Source organism: Pseudomonas sp. PS02302, from assembly GCF_029959585.1.
Lineage (GTDB): Bacteria > Pseudomonadota > Gammaproteobacteria > Pseudomonadales > Pseudomonadaceae > Chryseomonas > Chryseomonas aestiva.
Genome location: NZ_JASCON010000067.1, coordinates 14,727 through 29,677, shown reverse-complemented (window position 1 = coordinate 29,677; position 14,951 = coordinate 14,727). Strand labels below are relative to the sequence as shown.

The following is a 14,951-nucleotide window of genomic DNA, read 5'->3' as shown; positions in this document are numbered from 1 at the left end:
TCGTACCATTCGACCAGGTTGCCGACGGAACCGCTGAAGATGGACTTGATGCGCTGCGAGGTGGTCTTGGGCGCGGTCTGGCCGGCCGCGAGGGTAGCGGTGCTATCCACAGGGTGTTCCTCTTGTCATTATTTTCGAAACGCTTAGTGCGCTGACAAGAGCAATAGCAGGCGGCGTGCCAAATTCAAAAGTACCGCTCTAGAACGGTTTTTGCCCTCTTCATGGGCGATATTTTGCCTGCTAGGTCAGGGGCATAAGCGGATTTTCGCCTATCACCATGATCGGTCTTGGTAACTGAAGCTCGGTGATTGCGCCTACTGCATTCTGGGCCGTACGCGGATGACAGGGCAGCAGGTACTCGACCATCCAGTCGAAAAGAGGCCCCCTCCGAAGAGCGGCGGATAAGATTGGCTCATCAGCTGCCTGGGCAATAGCGTCTCAAATGCATCACCTCCGGGTTCAACGCATCGAGACCTGACTTCTTGGCCGTCAGCCGCAGGCAAGAGCTCAGCGAACTGCCGGCATAGCCGAAGAACAGCGCCCGTACGGCCAGCTTCCGACGCGATCCGTTACGACCAATGCGCTGCCTGCCCCAACTGGCACAGCGCGATTGGCGCCTACTCTCGGGGGCACCGCTGATTCCTTAGCGACGTAGCATCGATCCCGGCCAAGGATGTATCGAGTGTGGGGGCATCCGCTCCCGCCAGAAGCAGTAGTCCGGCCCGGTCAGAAGCCCATCGCGTAGCACCCGGATCGGGTGATACGCGACCTGGCGTAGCTCAGTGGTCAGTCTGCTGGCCGGTTGCCGACAGGCCCGGGGGAGGGGGGCAGCAGCTAGGGGGTCAGGGACGTCTACACGCGGAATCGGCGAATCTGCCCGTTCAGCTGCAGCGCCAGTTCAGACAGCTGCTGGCTGGCGACGCGGGTCTGGTGGGCGCCGGCGGCCGTCTGGACCGACAGGTCGCGGATCCGCACCAGGTTCCGGTCGACCTCGCGGGCTACCTGAGCCTGTTCTTCTGCAGCACTGGCGATCACCAGATTGCGCTCGTCAATACCTGACACCGACTGGGCGATGGTTTCCAGGGCGCCGCTGGCAGCCTGCGCCTGTTCACGGGTCTGGCGAGCCTGGTCGGCACTGGTCAGCAAGGCATTCACGGTCTGGCCGGTGCCGTGCTGGATGCTGCCGATCATCTTCTCGATTTCGCGCGTACTGTCTCCGGTACGCTGGGCCAGCCCCCGTACCTCGTCCGCCACGACCGCGAAGCCGCGACCGGCATCGCCGGCCCGAGCGGCCTCGATGGCCGCATTGAGCGCCAGCAGGTTGGTCTGCTCGGCTACCGAGCGGATGACGTCGAGGACCTGGCTGATGTTGCGGGTCTGTTCGGCCAGCTCACGGGCGCGATCGCTGGCGCTCAGCACATTGTCGGTCAGGGTCTCGATCGCAACCAGGGTGTTGCCCAGCTGCTGCTGGCCGTCACGCGCGCTGGCCGCGGCCTGGCGCGAATCGGTAGAGGTGGAGGTGGCATTGCCTGCCACTTCCTCGACCGCCTGGCTCATCTCGGTCACGGCGGTGGCCGCCATCTCGATTTCGCTGTTCTGCTGCTGCAGGCCGGTAGCGCTCTCCTGCATGACGGCGGTCATTTCCTCGGCGGCGGAGGCCAGCTGGGTGGCGGACTGGCCCAGATGGCCCAGGGTGTCACGCAGATTGGTCTGCATCTGCTGCATGGCCTGCAGCAGTTGGGCGGCCTCGTCGTGACCACGGGCATCCAGGCTCTGGGTCAGGTCGCCAGCGGCAATGACCCTGGCCGCGGCGACCGCGGTGGCTATGGGGTAGGTGAGGCTGACCGTCATGCGCCAGGCGAGCAGGAGGGTCAGTCCCAGCGCGAGGCCGATGGACAGCCAGGTGATCGTCTTGGAGTTGCTGTAGGTGACACCCGCGTTCTCGGCGGCGGCCTTGACGCCCTCCTGGTTTACCTTGCGCAGGGCCTCGGTGCTCTCGTTCATCCTGGCGCCCAGCTGGGCCATGCCCGACTGCACCAGTGCCCGGCCTTCCTCCACCTGGCCGGCGACGACCAGGTCGGCCAGCTGGTTGACGTTGTTGAGGTAGTCCCGGTGAACCTGGCGCAGGCTCTCGAAGGCCTGGCGTTCACGATCGGAGCTGACCAGCTTGGCATAGCGACCGAAGGCCTCTGCGACCTCGCCGCTGATGCTGTCGATCTTCCTGCGCGTATTGGCGACGGTCGAGGCGTCAGGAATGGCCAGCAGGCGCAGCACCTCGATGCGGGTGCGGGCCAGTTGCAGGGCCAGGTTGTCGGCCTCCACGATGCTCGGAACGCTGTTCGTTTCGATCACCAGGCTCTGGTCCCTGATCTGCGACATCTGGGTGATGCCGAAGATACCCAGGCCGGCCACCAGCGCGGCGAGTAGACCGAAGCACAGCAGGCTACGGGTGGCGATGTTGAACGCGCGAAGGGTCATATCCATGTACCGGTAGGGGATTGTGAAGACCATAACGGCAATGAGCGCGACAACTTGAGCGAAGGCCGTCAAGGACGCGGGTTTCGGCCTGTTTTTCGACATCGTGACCGCTTGAATTGAAGCGGACGTTCATGCGATCGATACGGACGTCCGCCATGACTGACGGCCGTCCGCTGAGCGCTGGTGCGAGCGATGTCGTCCTGGCCGAGACCGGATCAGGGCTGCCCTCGCCATCCCCAGAGGATCGGGGCGGGGCCCGCGAGGTCAGGCGTCCGGGGTAGCCCCGAAAAAGCGCGGCTAGGCCGCGGAGCACTGCTGCTGTTAGCTTGCCTTTTCTACGACCGTGGACGCGAAGACAATGACAGACCGCCAGTTGATCATCCCCGACAGCATGAAAGGGCTTGTCGAACGTGCGGGTTATGTACCGGCGGTGAAGGTCGGCAAGACCCTCTATTGCGCAGGGCAGGTGGGCCGTACGCCGGAGCTGGAGGTCATCCAGGATCCCGAGCAGCAATTCCGGGCAGCCTGGGACAATCTTCGCATTGTCTTGGCAGCAGGTGGCTGTACGTTCGAGGATGTGGTGGAGTTGACGACTTTCCACGTCGACCTGCATAGGCATATGCCGGTCTTCAGGCGCGTGAAGGATGCCGTCTTTCCCAGAGGGACGTGCGCCTGGACCTGCATCGGCGTCGCCGAACTGGCCCGTGCCGGACTGCTCGCGGAAATCAAGTGCATCGCCGTGCAGCGATAGACCCTGCCGCTCCGGCTGTTCGGCCTGACGGCGCTGCCTGTGCAGAACGCTTGCTCAGCGTCCGGGTTGTGCAAGCAGCTGAAGGGCTGCAGCGCTCAGGATCGGCTCGTCAGGTGAGCGCTCCTTCATTCCCCTCCACGAACCCTTGGAGGCGATCGTTCCCACCCATTCAGGAAGCACTGTGATGAATAAAGATGGCAGCGAAATCTCGGCGGGCTACCTCTTGCTGGGCTACGTCGATGCCCGCCTGTTGGCGCTGTACCAGGCCGGGCTAATGCCCAGGCTCGAGCTCGCGCCTACCCCGGCTGCGCTGACCGCTACGGGTCAGGCCGCCGAAGCGACGGTCCCGCTGTACATCCAGCAGGGCGCTGCGCACGCCTTGCTGCCCAGCTCGGGCCCGAGCGAGTGCGTTGAGGCGGCTGGAGCGGGTGAACCGGCGTCTGTCGCCTTGCGCGACAGCCTGGCCCGACCTGTCGCGGAGGGTCGCGCCGAGGATGCCGAATGGCATTCCTTCAGCGCACTGGAACAGCAGCTGGAGTTGCCGGACGAGGACGCGGAGGACTATTCCCTGGAAGAGCGGCGCGAGGCCACCCGCCTGGCATTGGCGGCACTCGAAGCGGGGGAAGAGATCAGCGTTCCGCTGCTCAGGCAACTGCCAACAGAATAGTGGCAAATGGCCATTTTTGCCGTTAATGTTAATAGCCTTAACCTCAGACTGTGTCATCCTAAGCACCTTCTCCGCCGTTTCTTGCACTATGACCGCCTCTCGAAGACCGCCTCGCGGTGCAGGCCGCACGGCCAAGCCCGATTCCCTCCGCGCTGCTCATGAGCAGATCACCCGCAACAGCGGGACCCTCGCCGATATCGCCGACCTGATCGAGATGGAAGGCAAGGCCAGGCCAGGACGTCAGCCGCCCGGGCAGCCTACCCGCGCCCGGTCCGAAGCCGGCCACCCGGTAGAGACGTCCAAAGCAAAAGTTGCAGGGGAGAGCAGCGGCGGCCATTTCCTGATGCAGCCCGTGTTCGGGATACCGCTGGTGCTGCTGCTGGTCTGCGCCCTGATCCTGGGCGCCGCGGTAGGGGTACCGCTGGGTGTGGTCACCTATGGCAGCGCGCTCTGCACGGCGGTGCTGGATAGCCTGGCGATCTTCTAGACGAGGGCGGCGCTGCCGGCCCCCGGCAGGGCGCCGGACGCCGGTTAGCGCTACGCGTCAGGCTTCCAGCGACGCCGTGAGCTGGAATTCCTGACCGCTAGGAGCCGCCGCGGGTCTGCCCAGCAGATACCCCTGGGCGAGCCGGACGCCCAGCTGCTGCAGCTGCGCCAGTTGTTCAGGGGTTTCCACGCCTTCGCAGAGCACCTCGAGTTTCATCGCCTTGCCCAGCAGCAACAGGGAGGTCAGGACCTGGCCACGCTGTTCCTCGTCCTCGATCGCCAGGATCCGGCGATCGAGCTTGATCAGCTGGAAGGGCAGTTCGAGGATGGGGCCGAGGCCGGCAAAGCCGCTGCCGAAGTCGTCCAGGGCCATACGGATGCCCAGCAGCTGGAGCAGGGCGAAGGACTGGCGGGTCTTGGTATCTATGACCAATTCCACCCCTTCGGTGACCTCCAGGACCAGGCGGTTGGGCGCCAGGCGCGAGAGCCTGAGGGCCGCGGATACCCGCTCATGCAGGATGGGATCGGCGAATTGCAGCGGCGACAGGTTGATGGAGATGCTCAGGTGCGGAGGCCACTGACTGGCCGCGAGACAGGCCTCCTTCACCACCCACTCGCCCAGGGCGATGATGAAATTGCCCTGTTCCGCCAGCGGGATGAAAACCTCCGGCGAGACCATGCCCAGGGTCGGATGCTGCCAGCGCAGCAGCGCTTCGTAACCCGTCACCTGCCGGGGCTCGACGCGATAGATGGGTTGGTAGTGCAGCAGGAATTCGTTGCTCGCGAGTCCCTTGCGGACATCCTCCGGGGTGAGCAGCGCGGCATGGTCGAGCGGTGCGCCCAGGATGGCATCGACGCCCCCTTCGAAGACCCGGTCCCGGCCCTCGCGCTTGGCGCGATAGAGCGCGCGGTCGGCACAGTCCAGCAGGTCGTCGGCGCTGCTCAGACCGGCCAGGCCACTGCGGGCGATGCCGATGCTGACGGTGACATGGGTCTTGTCATCCTGACGGCCCTGGTGCGGGATCTGCAGGTCGCGAACGCGTTCCAGGATGGCCTCCGCCACGTCCAGCGCCTCGGCCGGGCCGACCCGGTCCAGGAGGACGACGAACTCCTCGCCACCATAGCGACCGATCCTGTCACCCGGGCCCAGCCCGACCGCCAGGGCCTTGGCCACGGAGCGCAGGCAGTCATCTCCGGCGAGGTGGCCGTAGTAGTCGTTGTAGCGCTTGAAGTGATCCACGTCGATCAGCAGCACGGCGCCTTGCTCTCCGGCCAGGCGGCGTTGCCAGAAGTCTTCGAGGAGCGGGCGGAGCTGACGACGATTGGCCAGCCCGGTGAGGGAGTCGGTTTCCGAAAGGATCTGCAGATCCTGATTGGCCGAATTGAGAGACGCCAGGCGGACTTCTTCGCGCAGCTTGTAGAGGTAGGAGCGGCGCCCTTCGACGTTGAGCCAGTAACTGGCCAATAGCGAAAAGAACGCCATCACGATGGCGTTGGTCATCATCAGCCCGCCGACGATTGGTGACACCGGCGCTTCATGGACGGCAAGGGCGATCACCGACAGGGCGAAGCCGTTGAACAGCAGGGCCGGCAGCAGCGGACTCTTCATGCAGGTGTTGACGAAGGCCAGCATCAGCGGCCAGGTGAAGATGAACAGTGTCTGATTCATCTCCCTGCCCGGTGGGCCGTTGATCACCATGTTGTAGACCACCACCAGGCCGACATAGAACGGCAGCGAGGCCAGGGTTTCGCGCCAACGTGTCGGCACCACCTGCAGCAGCACCACGACCAGCAGCGCGAAGGGGGTGGCGATCCCCAGCATCTGGGCGGCCGCCCAGGGCAGGGCGTCTTGCAGCAGGAGCCACCACCAGATCAGAAAGCTGTCGTAGCTCAGGGTGCCGATCAGCAGGCAGCGAGTGAGGTGCCGCGTGCGCTGCTTGTGGATATCCAGCTGAAACAGGCGCTCCAGCACCGAGACGAAGGCAAAGGGCCCGACCGGCACAGCAAGCGTCTGATCGACAAGCCGACCCAGCTCTGGTGAGGTTTTCATGTGTGACCTGGACTGACAGAAGAGATATCAATGTGCGATAAGTGACATTGATAATATCAATATGATGGCACCTAGTGACTGGCCGCTGGCTCAGGGATTCAGCCGAAATGACCGGCGGTTGAGTTGGAGAACCTGACGGTGCGCGCCCCTGCCGCAGGCTGCTGCGGCAGGGGCTCGGGCTGTTGTCAGACCTGGAAGCGGCGGGTCATTTCCTGCAGCCGGACACCGATGCGCGCCAGCTCCGTGCTCGAGGAGGCGGTCTCCTCGCTGGCGGCCGCGGTCTGCTCGGAGATGTCGCGAACGTTGGTCACGCTGCGGCTGATTTCTTCACCCGCCGTGCCCTGCTGCTCCGCGGCGCAGGCGATCTGCTCGTTCATCGACTCGATGTCCTTGACCGAGCGGGTGATGCGCTTGAGCAGCTCGCCCGCTTCGCGCGACAGGCCGACGCTGCTGTCGGTCAACTGCACGTTATGATCGAGCACCGCCGCCATGCGGTCGGTGCTCTGGTGCAGACCGGTGATGAGCTGGGCGATCTCGTCCGTCGAGGAGCGGGTGCGCTGCGCCAGGCCGCGGACCTCGTCGGCGACCACGGCGAAGCCGCGTCCCGCCTCGCCGGCGCGGGCGGCTTCGATGGCGGCATTGAGCGCCAGCAGATTGGTCTGCTCGGAAACCGCCTTGATCACGTCGAGCACGCCACCGATGCTGTCGGCATGATCGCGCAGGGCGGCCATGGCGATCTTGGTCGACGCCATTTCGCCGGCCAGCAGTTCGATCTGGGCGACGGCCTTGTTGACGGCCTGGTCTCCCTGCTGGGCCTGCTGACTGGCCTCCAGCGCCGAGCGCGCGGCGGCCCCGGCGTTGCGCGCCACTTCGTGCGTGGTCGCCGTCATTTCCTGCATCGCGGTGGCGATCTGATCGGTCTCGACCTTCTGGGATTGCACCCCGGCACTGGTCTGCTCGGTCACTGCCGACAGCTGCTCGGCGGCACTGGCGACCTGGACGACGCCATCCTTCACTTCGCCGATGAGTCCGCGGAGGTTGGTGGTCATCTGCTGCATGCTGATCTGCAGCGCGCCCAGTTCATCCTTGCGGGTCACCTCCAGCTGACGGGTGAAGTCGCCGTTGGCGACCGTCTGCGCCAGGAGGACGGTGTCCTTCAGCGGGCGGACGATGGAGCGGGTGATCAGCCAGGCGCCCAGGAGGCCCAGAGCGATCGCGATGGTCAGCCATACCAGCAGCAGCTGGCGTGCACCGCTCACATCCGTCAGCTGGAATTCCTTCTGGATCGCGGTGAGCTTGTCGGCGACCGACAGCAGCGTGGTGATGGTGGTAGTGATACCGGCCTGACCCTGGTCCACCTGGGCCTGGGTGGTGATCAGCTGTTGCAGGCGCTGCTGGTAGCCGACGAGTTCGCTGCCAAGCTTCTGCAACGCCTCGGTCGGCAGGGTGCTGGTCGTAGCGAGTTGTTTGACCTTTGCCTGGATACCGTCCAGGGCGCCATGGGCAGCGGCCTCGTTGTCCTTGGTGGGCGTGGTGGCATAGCTACGCAGGGCAATGCGCATCCGCTGCAGGTCGATGAAGAGGGCTGCTACCTGCTGACGGTCTTCGACTCGCCCTTCCTGGGCATTGGCCGCCGTGGCCAGGGCCAGTAGATAGGTGTTGGCCGCTTCCGCCGTGGCGGTCGCCGCCTGCTGGACGGTCGCACGCTCCCGTGTGGCGGTCACCACCTGGGTGTAGAAGTCCCGATAGCGCTTGAGTGCGGCCTGGGCTTCACCCAGCAAGGCCTCGTTGGCCTTCGAGTTGAAGTTGGGGATGATGCTCTGCAACTGGGCTTCGAGCTTGTCGAGCGCGGCCAGCCATTTGGCCGCCTGGGCATCGTCCGCCTTGACGATGTAGACGAGTCGCTCAATGCGCATATCGCGCGCCAGGGTGCTGAATCCGGAGATGTCACCGATTCTTTCGCTCCGATCGCGCAGAGCGTCGGTAGCCTGCCATCCGGTGTAGGCCACCAGCAGGATCATGCCGATGAGCAGGGAGAAGCCGAGGGCCAGCTTGGCCCGGACGCTGATGTTGCTGAGGAAATTCCAGCCATTGTGCTGCATGTGGACTACCTGGAGAGAAGGGCCGGGTGGAAGCACCTCAGCCGGATTCACAGTGATTTGTTATCGCGATAGCTTTATGCCCTTGGACGGGCTCTGAATACCTGACGCCATGGAGGTGCCGTCCTACGCTGCTCGCCGATAACGGGCGGAAGCCCGGCGGGAGGTGGAGCGTTCATCGAGAGCCCCCCAGCGTTGTGGATGGTCTGACCATAGCCATGGGAAAGTGATCCACGTCACACCTTTTCCAGAGATGGCTGGTGGCTATTCCTGGACGGACGGCGCGTCGCCATCATGGGCAGCCTGGATTTCCTCTCGAGCCGACGCAGGGCGAAAAGGGTCCTCCGACGTAGACTTCCGAGTGCCGCTGGCGGATCGAGAAGGCTGATAACTTGGCAATCGCCTCGGTCGAGAACTACTGTATAAAAGAACAGTTATGGAGCCTGTGCTCATGGCCCAGAGCCAGCCATCCCAGCTGACCTCCTATGATCGCTTGACGATGCGGGTGTCGCGGCTGGTGAACAACGCGCGCGGGGTCATCGACAAGCACGTGCATGTGGAACGCCTGGAAGCGAGCGGCGAGGACTGGGAAAGGCTGCTGGAAGCCTTTGGCGAGACCGAAGGGCTGATCGTGGCCCATCGCGATGACGGCAGCATCGATCTGTTCTGGAAGGTCAGCTACGACGATTTCTGAGCGGTCATGGCACAGCGCTGGCTTCGTCAGCGGCTGGTTACGGAAAGAGGAGGTTGACCATGAATATCCAGCGCCTGGGGCCTACCTGGGCCCCCGTCTACCGGCAACTGATGCTGGACGCCTATGCCCGACATCCGGAAGCCTTCACCTCCAGCCCCGAGGAGCGAGCGGCGCTGCCGCTCGACTGGTGGGAGCGTCGGCTGCAAGAGGATGACCAGGCGCAAGAGCTCGTCTGGGGCGCAACCTGGGGCGCGGAGCTGCTGGGCGTTGTCGGCCTTGGCATCGGGACGCGGGAAAAGGTCCGGCACAAGGCGACCCTGTTCGGGCTGTACGTCCCTGATCGCCACCGGGGTCTGGGAATTGCCAAGGGCCTGCTGGACGAACTCCTGACCCATGCGCAGGGGCTGCCCAGGCTCAGGGTCGTTCAGCTTACGGTGACCGAGGGTAATGATGCCGCGCTGGCGCTGTACCGGCAGGCGGGCTTCAACCTCTTCGGCAGCGAGCCGCAGGCAATCGCCGTGGGGGATAGCTTGCTCACCAAGCTGCACCTCTGGTGTGATCTGGACAGGTTGCGCCGCGGCTAGCGCGTCCCTGCCATCCACCACACCGCGATCCTTTCCCGGCCGGGCGCCAGATCGCGGTCCCGAGGGTCATGGGATGTCGTGAAACTGCCTCCAAATCGCCGCCACACCGTCACATCACCGCTCTAGGCTCGCCGCCCCAAGACAGCTTGTAACAAGTTGTATCCACAGGGCCAAGGAGAAGAGCTGGTGAAACGTTCAGGTAACAAACCCGCGGTGTTGACGGTCGTGTTTGCGGCCTCGCTGTTGGCGCTTTCGGTGCAGGCGGCCAGCCGTTCGGGCAACAACGCCATCAATGGCGTCGACCTGCTGTCAGGCTACAACAGGCTCTGGACCCCCGGCGCCACCTGGAACACTGGCACGCCCACCGACTTCGGGGCACCCATCCTGCAGCGCAATATCCAGTTCGTGGTCGACCTCGCGAAGACCCGCACCCAGGCCCAGGAGATAGCGGCCTACTACGACGACCGCCGCGACCAGAGCTACAGCCTGATCAGCGGCCTGGGCTCCCTGGCCAATGGCTACCTGGCCGGCTCCGGCGCCTTCACCACCATCCCGGTGTTCGACGCCTCCACCCAGACCACCAAGTACAACGACAACGGCAACGGTGCCGGCGATGCCAACGCGCAACTGGGCAAGGTGGTGCAACTGGTCCAGGCGATCCGCAACGATGCCTCCACCACCCCGGCGAAGAACGCCTACCAGTATCAGCGGCCCTGGCGGCAGGCCAGCGTGGACATCGTGCCGCTGTCGTTGCGCCCGGCGCTCAGCACCACGCCGCAGAGCGACGGCGGCTTTCCCAGCGGCCATACCAACGCGGCCTACCTGGCGGCCATGGGCTTCGGCTACGCCGTACCCCAGCGCCTGGGTGAAGAACTCTTCCGCGCCTCGGAGCTGGGCAACAACCGCATCGTCGCCGGCATGCACTCGCCGCTGGACGTGATCGGTGGCCGCATCACCGCCACCTATTTCGCCATCGATAACCTGGTCAACAACGCCCAGCTGCGCAGCGATGCCTTCGCCCAGGCCCAGGCCTACTTCGCCCAGCAGTGCGGCGGCGACATCAACACCTGCGTGGACCGGATCGATCCGGCCACCGACCAGCAGTCCCAGCACGCCCAGGACAAGGCGCTGTACACCGCCCGCATGACCTACGGCTTCGCTCCCGTCGGTCCGACCAACCTGGCGCCGGTGGTGCCGGTCAACGCCGAGGTGCTGCTGGAGACGCGCTTTCCCTATCTCACCGCCAGTCAGCGCCGCGACATCCTGGCCAGCACCGAGCTGTCTTCCGGCTATGTGGTCATCGACGAATCCAACGGCTACGGCCGCCTCAACCTGATGGCCGCAGCCGACGGCTACGCGGCCTTCACCGGCAACGTCAGCGTCAACATGGATGCCAACCAGGGTGGCTTCAACGCCCGCGACGCCTGGCGCAACAACATCGCTGGCAGCGGCAGCCTGACCAAGAATGGCAGCGGCGAACTCACCCTCAGCGGCTTCAACACCTACAGCGGCGGGACGGTGATCAATGGCGGCACCCTGCGTGGCCATGCCCAGGCCTTCGGCAGCGGCGACATCACCGACAATGCCACCCTGGTGCTGGATCAGTCGGTCAACAGCAGCCTGGCCAACAATTTGCACGGCAGCGGCAGCCTGGTGAAGACCGGGAGCGGCTCCCTGAGCCTGACCGGCAACAGCGACTTTTCCGGTACCACCGGCGTCAACCAGGGTCGCCTGGCCATCAATGGCAACCTCGGTAATTCGGCGGTCACGGTCAACACCGGCGCCACCCTTGGCGGCACCGGCAGTCTCGCCAGCCTGCGCGTGGCCGAGGGCGGTATCCTCGCGCCCGGCAACTCGGTGGGGCAACTCAACGTCAACGGCAACGCCGTCCTCGACCAGGGCTCGATCTATCAGGTCGAGACCGATGCCAGCGGTCGCGCCGATCGCCTGGTGGCCAGTGGCAGCATCACCGTCGACGGCGCCACCCTGGCGCTGGTTTCCAGCCCTTCCTGGCAGCCGCTGGGCAGCTATCAGCTGCTGAGCGCGGGCAATGGCCTGAGCGGCCGCTTCGGCCAGATCCAGTCCGACTTCGCCTTCCTCACCCCGACCCTGAGCTATGGCGCCAACCAGGCGACCCTGAGCCTGGCGCGCAATGGCGTGGCCTTCGCCGAGCTGGCCGAGGGCCGCAACGCCCGCGCCGCCGCAACGGGCCTGGATAACGCCGGTGCCGGCAATGCCGTGTGGAATCAGGTGGCCGCGACCAACGCCGCCGGCGCCCGGAGCACCTTCCAGAGCCTGGGCAACGAGCTGCACGCCTCGACCAAGACCGTACTGGTGGAAAACAGCCGGCTGGTGCGCAACGCCATGAGCGATCGCCTGAGCGACGCCCAGGACGAGCTGCCGTCCAGCTCCGGCATCCAGGGGCTGGCCGGCAGTCGCGAGCGCGGGCTGGTCTGGACCCAGGCCCTTGGCGCCTGGGGTCGCAATGACGGCAGTCACGACGCCAGCAGCCTGGACAGCCACAGCCGTGGCCTGCTGATCGGCAGCGACGTACCCCTGGACAGCGGTTGGCGCGTCGGCGGGCTGGTGGGCTTCGGTCACACCGATCTCGACCTGCGCGGCGAATCCGGCTCGGCGGACAGCACCGACTACCACCTGGGTCTCTATGCCGGCCAGCAGTGGGACGCCCTGAGCCTCAAGCTGGGCCTGGCCCACAGTTGGCACTCGGTGGAGGCGCGGCGCAACCTGGCGATCCTCGGTAACGACCAGCGCCTGGCGCCGGACTACGATGCCGCTACCAGCCAGGCCTTCGGCGAACTGGCCTATCGGATCGAGCAGGGCGGCCTGAGTCTGGAGCCCTTCGCCAATCTGGCCCAGGTGCATCTGCAGACCGATGCCTTTCGCGAGCGCAGCGGCGCGCTGGAGCTGGACAGTCGGCGGCAGACCACCGATGCGACCTTCAGCACCCTGGGCCTGCGCCTGGCGGCCAAGCCACTCGGTGGGCTGAAGGTGGTGCCGAGCGCAACCCTGGGCTGGCGCCATGCCTTTGGCGACACCACCCCCGAGCATGAATCGGCCTTTGCCGGTGGCCCGGACTTCAAGCTGGTGGGGGCACCCATTGCGCGGGACGCGGCGGTGGTGCGCGGCGCCCTGGACCTGGCGCTGAGCGAGACGGTGTCGCTGGGATTGGGCTATGACGGCCAGCTGAGCAGCCATACCAAGGACCAGGACCTCAACGCCCGACTCAGCTGGCGCTTCTGAGGAAAGGCGTCTGACGGTCCGGAAGGGCAGGGCGCCTGGCCCGGGCAGGGCGGCTGCCGGAAACGGGCAGCCTGCCTGCCGTGAGGGTTAGAAGGACGCCAGATTGTCCGGCGTGATCAGCTGGAAGGGGACCCGGGTGAGATTGCTGCTGGTGGAGCCGTTGGCCAGCCGCAGGGCCATGTCCACCGCGCCCTGGCCCTGGCCCTTGGCGTCCTGCAGCACGCTGACCGCCAGCTTGCCCTCGCGCATCTCCTGCAGCCCGTCAGGGGTGCCGTCGATGCCGCCCACCAGGTATTTCGCCAGCGGCTTGCCGGCCTTTTCCAGACCGCGGATCGCGCCGATGGCCATCTCGTCGTTGTTGGCGGCGACGATATCGAAGGCGACGCCCTTGTCGACCCACTGCAGGACGCGTTCGGTCGCCTCACTGCGCTGCCAGTTGGCCGAGGCCTTCATCACCACCTGCATGTCGGGGTACTTGGCGACGACCTTCTCGACGCTTTCGGTGCGCAACTTGGTCGCCGGGTGGGCCGGTTCGCCCATCAGGATGGCCACCTTGCCCTTGTAGCCGGCACGGCGAGCCAGCTCCTCCATCTGCATCGTCGCGGCTTCCACCTCGTCCGAGCCGACGAAGCCGGCATAGGCGGGCAGGGGAGAGACACTGGGACGATAGTTGATGAACACCAGCGGCACCTTGCTGCTCATCGCCAGGGACAGCATCTCCTGGGTATGGCTGTCGTCGATGAGGTTGACGATGACCGCATCGACATGGGCCGCGATCAGGTTGCGGTACTGGCGCAACTGCAGGGCGCTGTCACTGTTGGCGTTTTCCAGGAAGAGGTCGGCGTCCAGGGTATGGGCGCGTTCCTCGACATTGTTGATCAGCAGGGTGCGGAAATTGTCGCGCTTGGAGGTCAGGACGCCGATCAGCGGGGCGCTGGCCTGGGCCAGGCCGATCAGCGGGGCGCTGGCCTGGGCCAGGTTGATGCAGGTGGCGGCCAGCACGAGACCGGCGAGAAGGCGAAGCTTTGGCTTGAACATGAGTCGGTCCCCGGTCAGACACTGAAACGTTGCAGCAGCTCGCGCTGCCGGCTGGCCATGAGCGAGAGGTCCTCGCTGCTCTGCGCGGCGCTGTCGGCACCTTCTGCAGCCCTGAGCGCGGCATCGTTGATCTGCACCATCATGCGGCTGGTTTCCTGCACGGTGGCGCTCTGCTCTTCGGTGGCGGCGGCGATCTGGGTATTCATCTCGCGGATGGTGCCGACCGCCTGGCTCATGCTCTGCAGGGCTTCCCGGGCGGAGGAGGCGAGTTGCACGCACTCGCCGGACTGGGCACGGCTCACCCCCATGATTTCCACCACCGAATGGATCTTCTGCTGCATCTGTTCGATCTGCTGCTGGATCTCGCTGGTGGAGGCCTGGGTACGACTGGCGAGGGAACGTACCTCGTCGGCGACCACGGCGAAGCCGCGACCCTGCTCACCGGCGCGAGCGGCTTCGATGGCGGCGTTGAGGGCGAGCAGATTGGTCTGCTCGGCGATATTGCGGATGGCGTCGACGATGCCGTCGATGCTCTGGCCATAGCCCTGCAATTCATCGGTGGCCTGGGCGGCGACCTGGATCTGCCGCGCCTGGCGCTGGATGCTGTCGATCGTCTCGGCGACGGTGGTGCCGGTCGCCGTGCTCAGTTCGAAGGTGTGGTCGACTGCATCCTTGGTGTCGATGGCGCGCTGGGCCACCTCGGCCACGGTGCTTTCCATCTGGGTCATCGCCGAGGCGGCGGAGCCGAGCCGCTCGCTCTGCTCCTCCACGGCGCGGGTGGTACTGGCACTGATGTCGGCATTGGCCTGGGCGGTACGCCGGAGGTCGTCGGCCGACTGGGTG

At 65.4% G+C, this 14,951-nt stretch carries 12 protein-coding genes and 1 pseudogene; 6 read left to right on the top strand and 7 right to left on the bottom strand.

Features of this window, described 5'->3' with window-relative positions; translation table 11 throughout:
* The coding region (locus QMX82_RS19410; RefSeq protein ID WP_282286653.1) for a hypothetical protein at positions 1 to 110 on the bottom strand (110 nt) is incomplete at its 3' end.
* A 742-nt stretch (positions 111 to 852) separates the two neighbouring features.
* Entirely contained in the window at positions 853 to 2,478 is a 1,626-nt protein-coding gene (locus QMX82_RS19405) for a methyl-accepting chemotaxis protein (RefSeq protein WP_282286651.1), read from the bottom strand.
* Positions 2,479 to 2,836: 358 nt separating this feature from the next.
* Between QMX82_RS19405 and QMX82_RS19400 the strand changes: the two genes are divergently transcribed.
* The 3 genes from QMX82_RS19400 (at position 2,837) to QMX82_RS19390 (ending at position 4,383) form a co-directional block, all read left to right on the top strand.
* On the top strand, positions 2,837 to 3,229 hold the full coding sequence (locus QMX82_RS19400; RefSeq protein WP_282286649.1) for a RidA family protein: 393 nt from the start codon (positions 2,837 to 2,839) through the stop codon (positions 3,227 to 3,229).
* A gap of 184 nt (positions 3,230 to 3,413) precedes the next feature.
* Positions 3,414 to 3,896, top strand: coding sequence for a hypothetical protein (locus QMX82_RS19395; protein ID WP_282286647.1), 483 nt, complete (start codon positions 3,414 to 3,416; stop codon positions 3,894 to 3,896).
* Between the two features lie 343 nt (positions 3,897 to 4,239).
* On the top strand, positions 4,240 to 4,383 hold the full coding sequence (locus QMX82_RS19390; RefSeq protein WP_282286645.1) for a hypothetical protein: 144 nt from the start codon (positions 4,240 to 4,242) through the stop codon (positions 4,381 to 4,383).
* A gap of 57 nt (positions 4,384 to 4,440) precedes the next feature.
* Here the strand turns inward: QMX82_RS19390 and QMX82_RS19385 are convergent, their stop codons facing one another.
* The 3 genes and pseudogenes from QMX82_RS19385 to QMX82_RS26145 form a co-directional block, all read right to left on the bottom strand.
* Positions 4,441 to 6,432, bottom strand: coding sequence for a putative bifunctional diguanylate cyclase/phosphodiesterase (locus QMX82_RS19385; protein WP_282286643.1), 1,992 nt, complete (start codon positions 6,430 to 6,432; stop codon positions 4,441 to 4,443).
* A 185-nt stretch (positions 6,433 to 6,617) separates the two neighbouring features.
* Positions 6,618 to 7,481, bottom strand: a complete 864-nt coding sequence (locus QMX82_RS26150; protein ID WP_410003738.1) for a methyl-accepting chemotaxis protein — start codon at positions 7,479 to 7,481, stop codon at positions 6,618 to 6,620.
* Positions 7,476 to 8,453, bottom strand: a pseudogene (locus QMX82_RS26145) (methyl-accepting chemotaxis protein); the annotation flags it as partial. The gene QMX82_RS26150 and the pseudogene QMX82_RS26145, both read right to left, overlap by 6 nt.
* Before the next feature lie 529 nt (positions 8,454 to 8,982).
* Between QMX82_RS26145 and QMX82_RS19375 the strand changes: the two are divergent.
* The 3 genes from QMX82_RS19375 (at position 8,983) to QMX82_RS19365 (ending at position 13,070) form a co-directional block, all read left to right on the top strand.
* Positions 8,983 to 9,225 carry a DUF1654 domain-containing protein gene (locus QMX82_RS19375; RefSeq protein ID WP_282286640.1) on the top strand — a complete coding sequence of 81 codons (243 nt, stop codon included), beginning with the start codon at positions 8,983 to 8,985 and terminating at the stop codon, positions 9,223 to 9,225.
* Positions 9,226 to 9,278: 53 nt separating this feature from the next.
* Complete coding sequence (locus tag QMX82_RS19370; RefSeq protein ID WP_282286638.1) at positions 9,279 to 9,809, top strand: GNAT family N-acetyltransferase; 531 nt, start codon at positions 9,279 to 9,281, stop codon at positions 9,807 to 9,809.
* A 186-nt stretch (positions 9,810 to 9,995) separates the two neighbouring features.
* Positions 9,996 to 13,070: an autotransporter domain-containing protein gene (locus tag QMX82_RS19365; RefSeq protein WP_282286636.1), complete on the top strand. Its 3,075-nt coding sequence runs from the start codon at positions 9,996 to 9,998 to the stop codon at positions 13,068 to 13,070.
* 87 nt (positions 13,071 to 13,157) lie between these two features.
* On the opposite strand, the gene QMX82_RS19360 is transcribed toward QMX82_RS19365, so the two are convergent.
* Together QMX82_RS19360 and QMX82_RS26140 are read right to left on the bottom strand one after the other, a co-directional pair.
* Positions 13,158 to 14,108 carry a substrate-binding domain-containing protein gene (locus QMX82_RS19360; protein WP_282286634.1) on the bottom strand — a complete coding sequence of 317 codons (951 nt, stop codon included), beginning with the start codon at positions 14,106 to 14,108 and terminating at the stop codon, positions 13,158 to 13,160.
* Between the two features lie 14 nt (positions 14,109 to 14,122).
* Complete coding sequence (locus QMX82_RS26140; protein ID WP_410003737.1) at positions 14,123 to 14,878, bottom strand: methyl-accepting chemotaxis protein; 756 nt, start codon at positions 14,876 to 14,878, stop codon at positions 14,123 to 14,125.
* Positions 14,879 to 14,951 lie beyond the last annotated feature (73 nt).

Excerpts from the sequence above, each read along its gene's own strand:
- QMX82_RS19395 (WP_282286647.1), top strand. The coding sequence starts at position 3,414 with ATGAATAAAGATGGCAGCGAAATCTCGGCGGGCTACCTCTTGCTGGGC.
- QMX82_RS19405 (WP_282286651.1), bottom strand. The coding sequence starts at position 2,478 with ATGACCCTTCGCGCGTTCAACATCGCCACCCGTAGCCTGCTGTGCTTC.
- QMX82_RS19375 (WP_282286640.1), top strand. The coding sequence starts at position 8,983 with ATGGCCCAGAGCCAGCCATCCCAGCTGACCTCCTATGATCGCTTGACG.
- QMX82_RS19390 (WP_282286645.1), top strand. The coding sequence starts at position 4,240 with ATGCAGCCCGTGTTCGGGATACCGCTGGTGCTGCTGCTGGTCTGCGCC.
- QMX82_RS26150 (WP_410003738.1), bottom strand. The coding sequence starts at position 7,481 with ATGACCACCAACCTCCGCGGACTCATCGGCGAAGTGAAGGATGGCGTC.
- QMX82_RS19400 (WP_282286649.1), top strand. The coding sequence starts at position 2,837 with ATGACAGACCGCCAGTTGATCATCCCCGACAGCATGAAAGGGCTTGTC.
- QMX82_RS19360 (WP_282286634.1), bottom strand. The coding sequence starts at position 14,108 with ATGTTCAAGCCAAAGCTTCGCCTTCTCGCCGGTCTCGTGCTGGCCGCC.
- QMX82_RS19385 (WP_282286643.1), bottom strand. The coding sequence starts at position 6,432 with ATGAAAACCTCACCAGAGCTGGGTCGGCTTGTCGATCAGACGCTTGCT.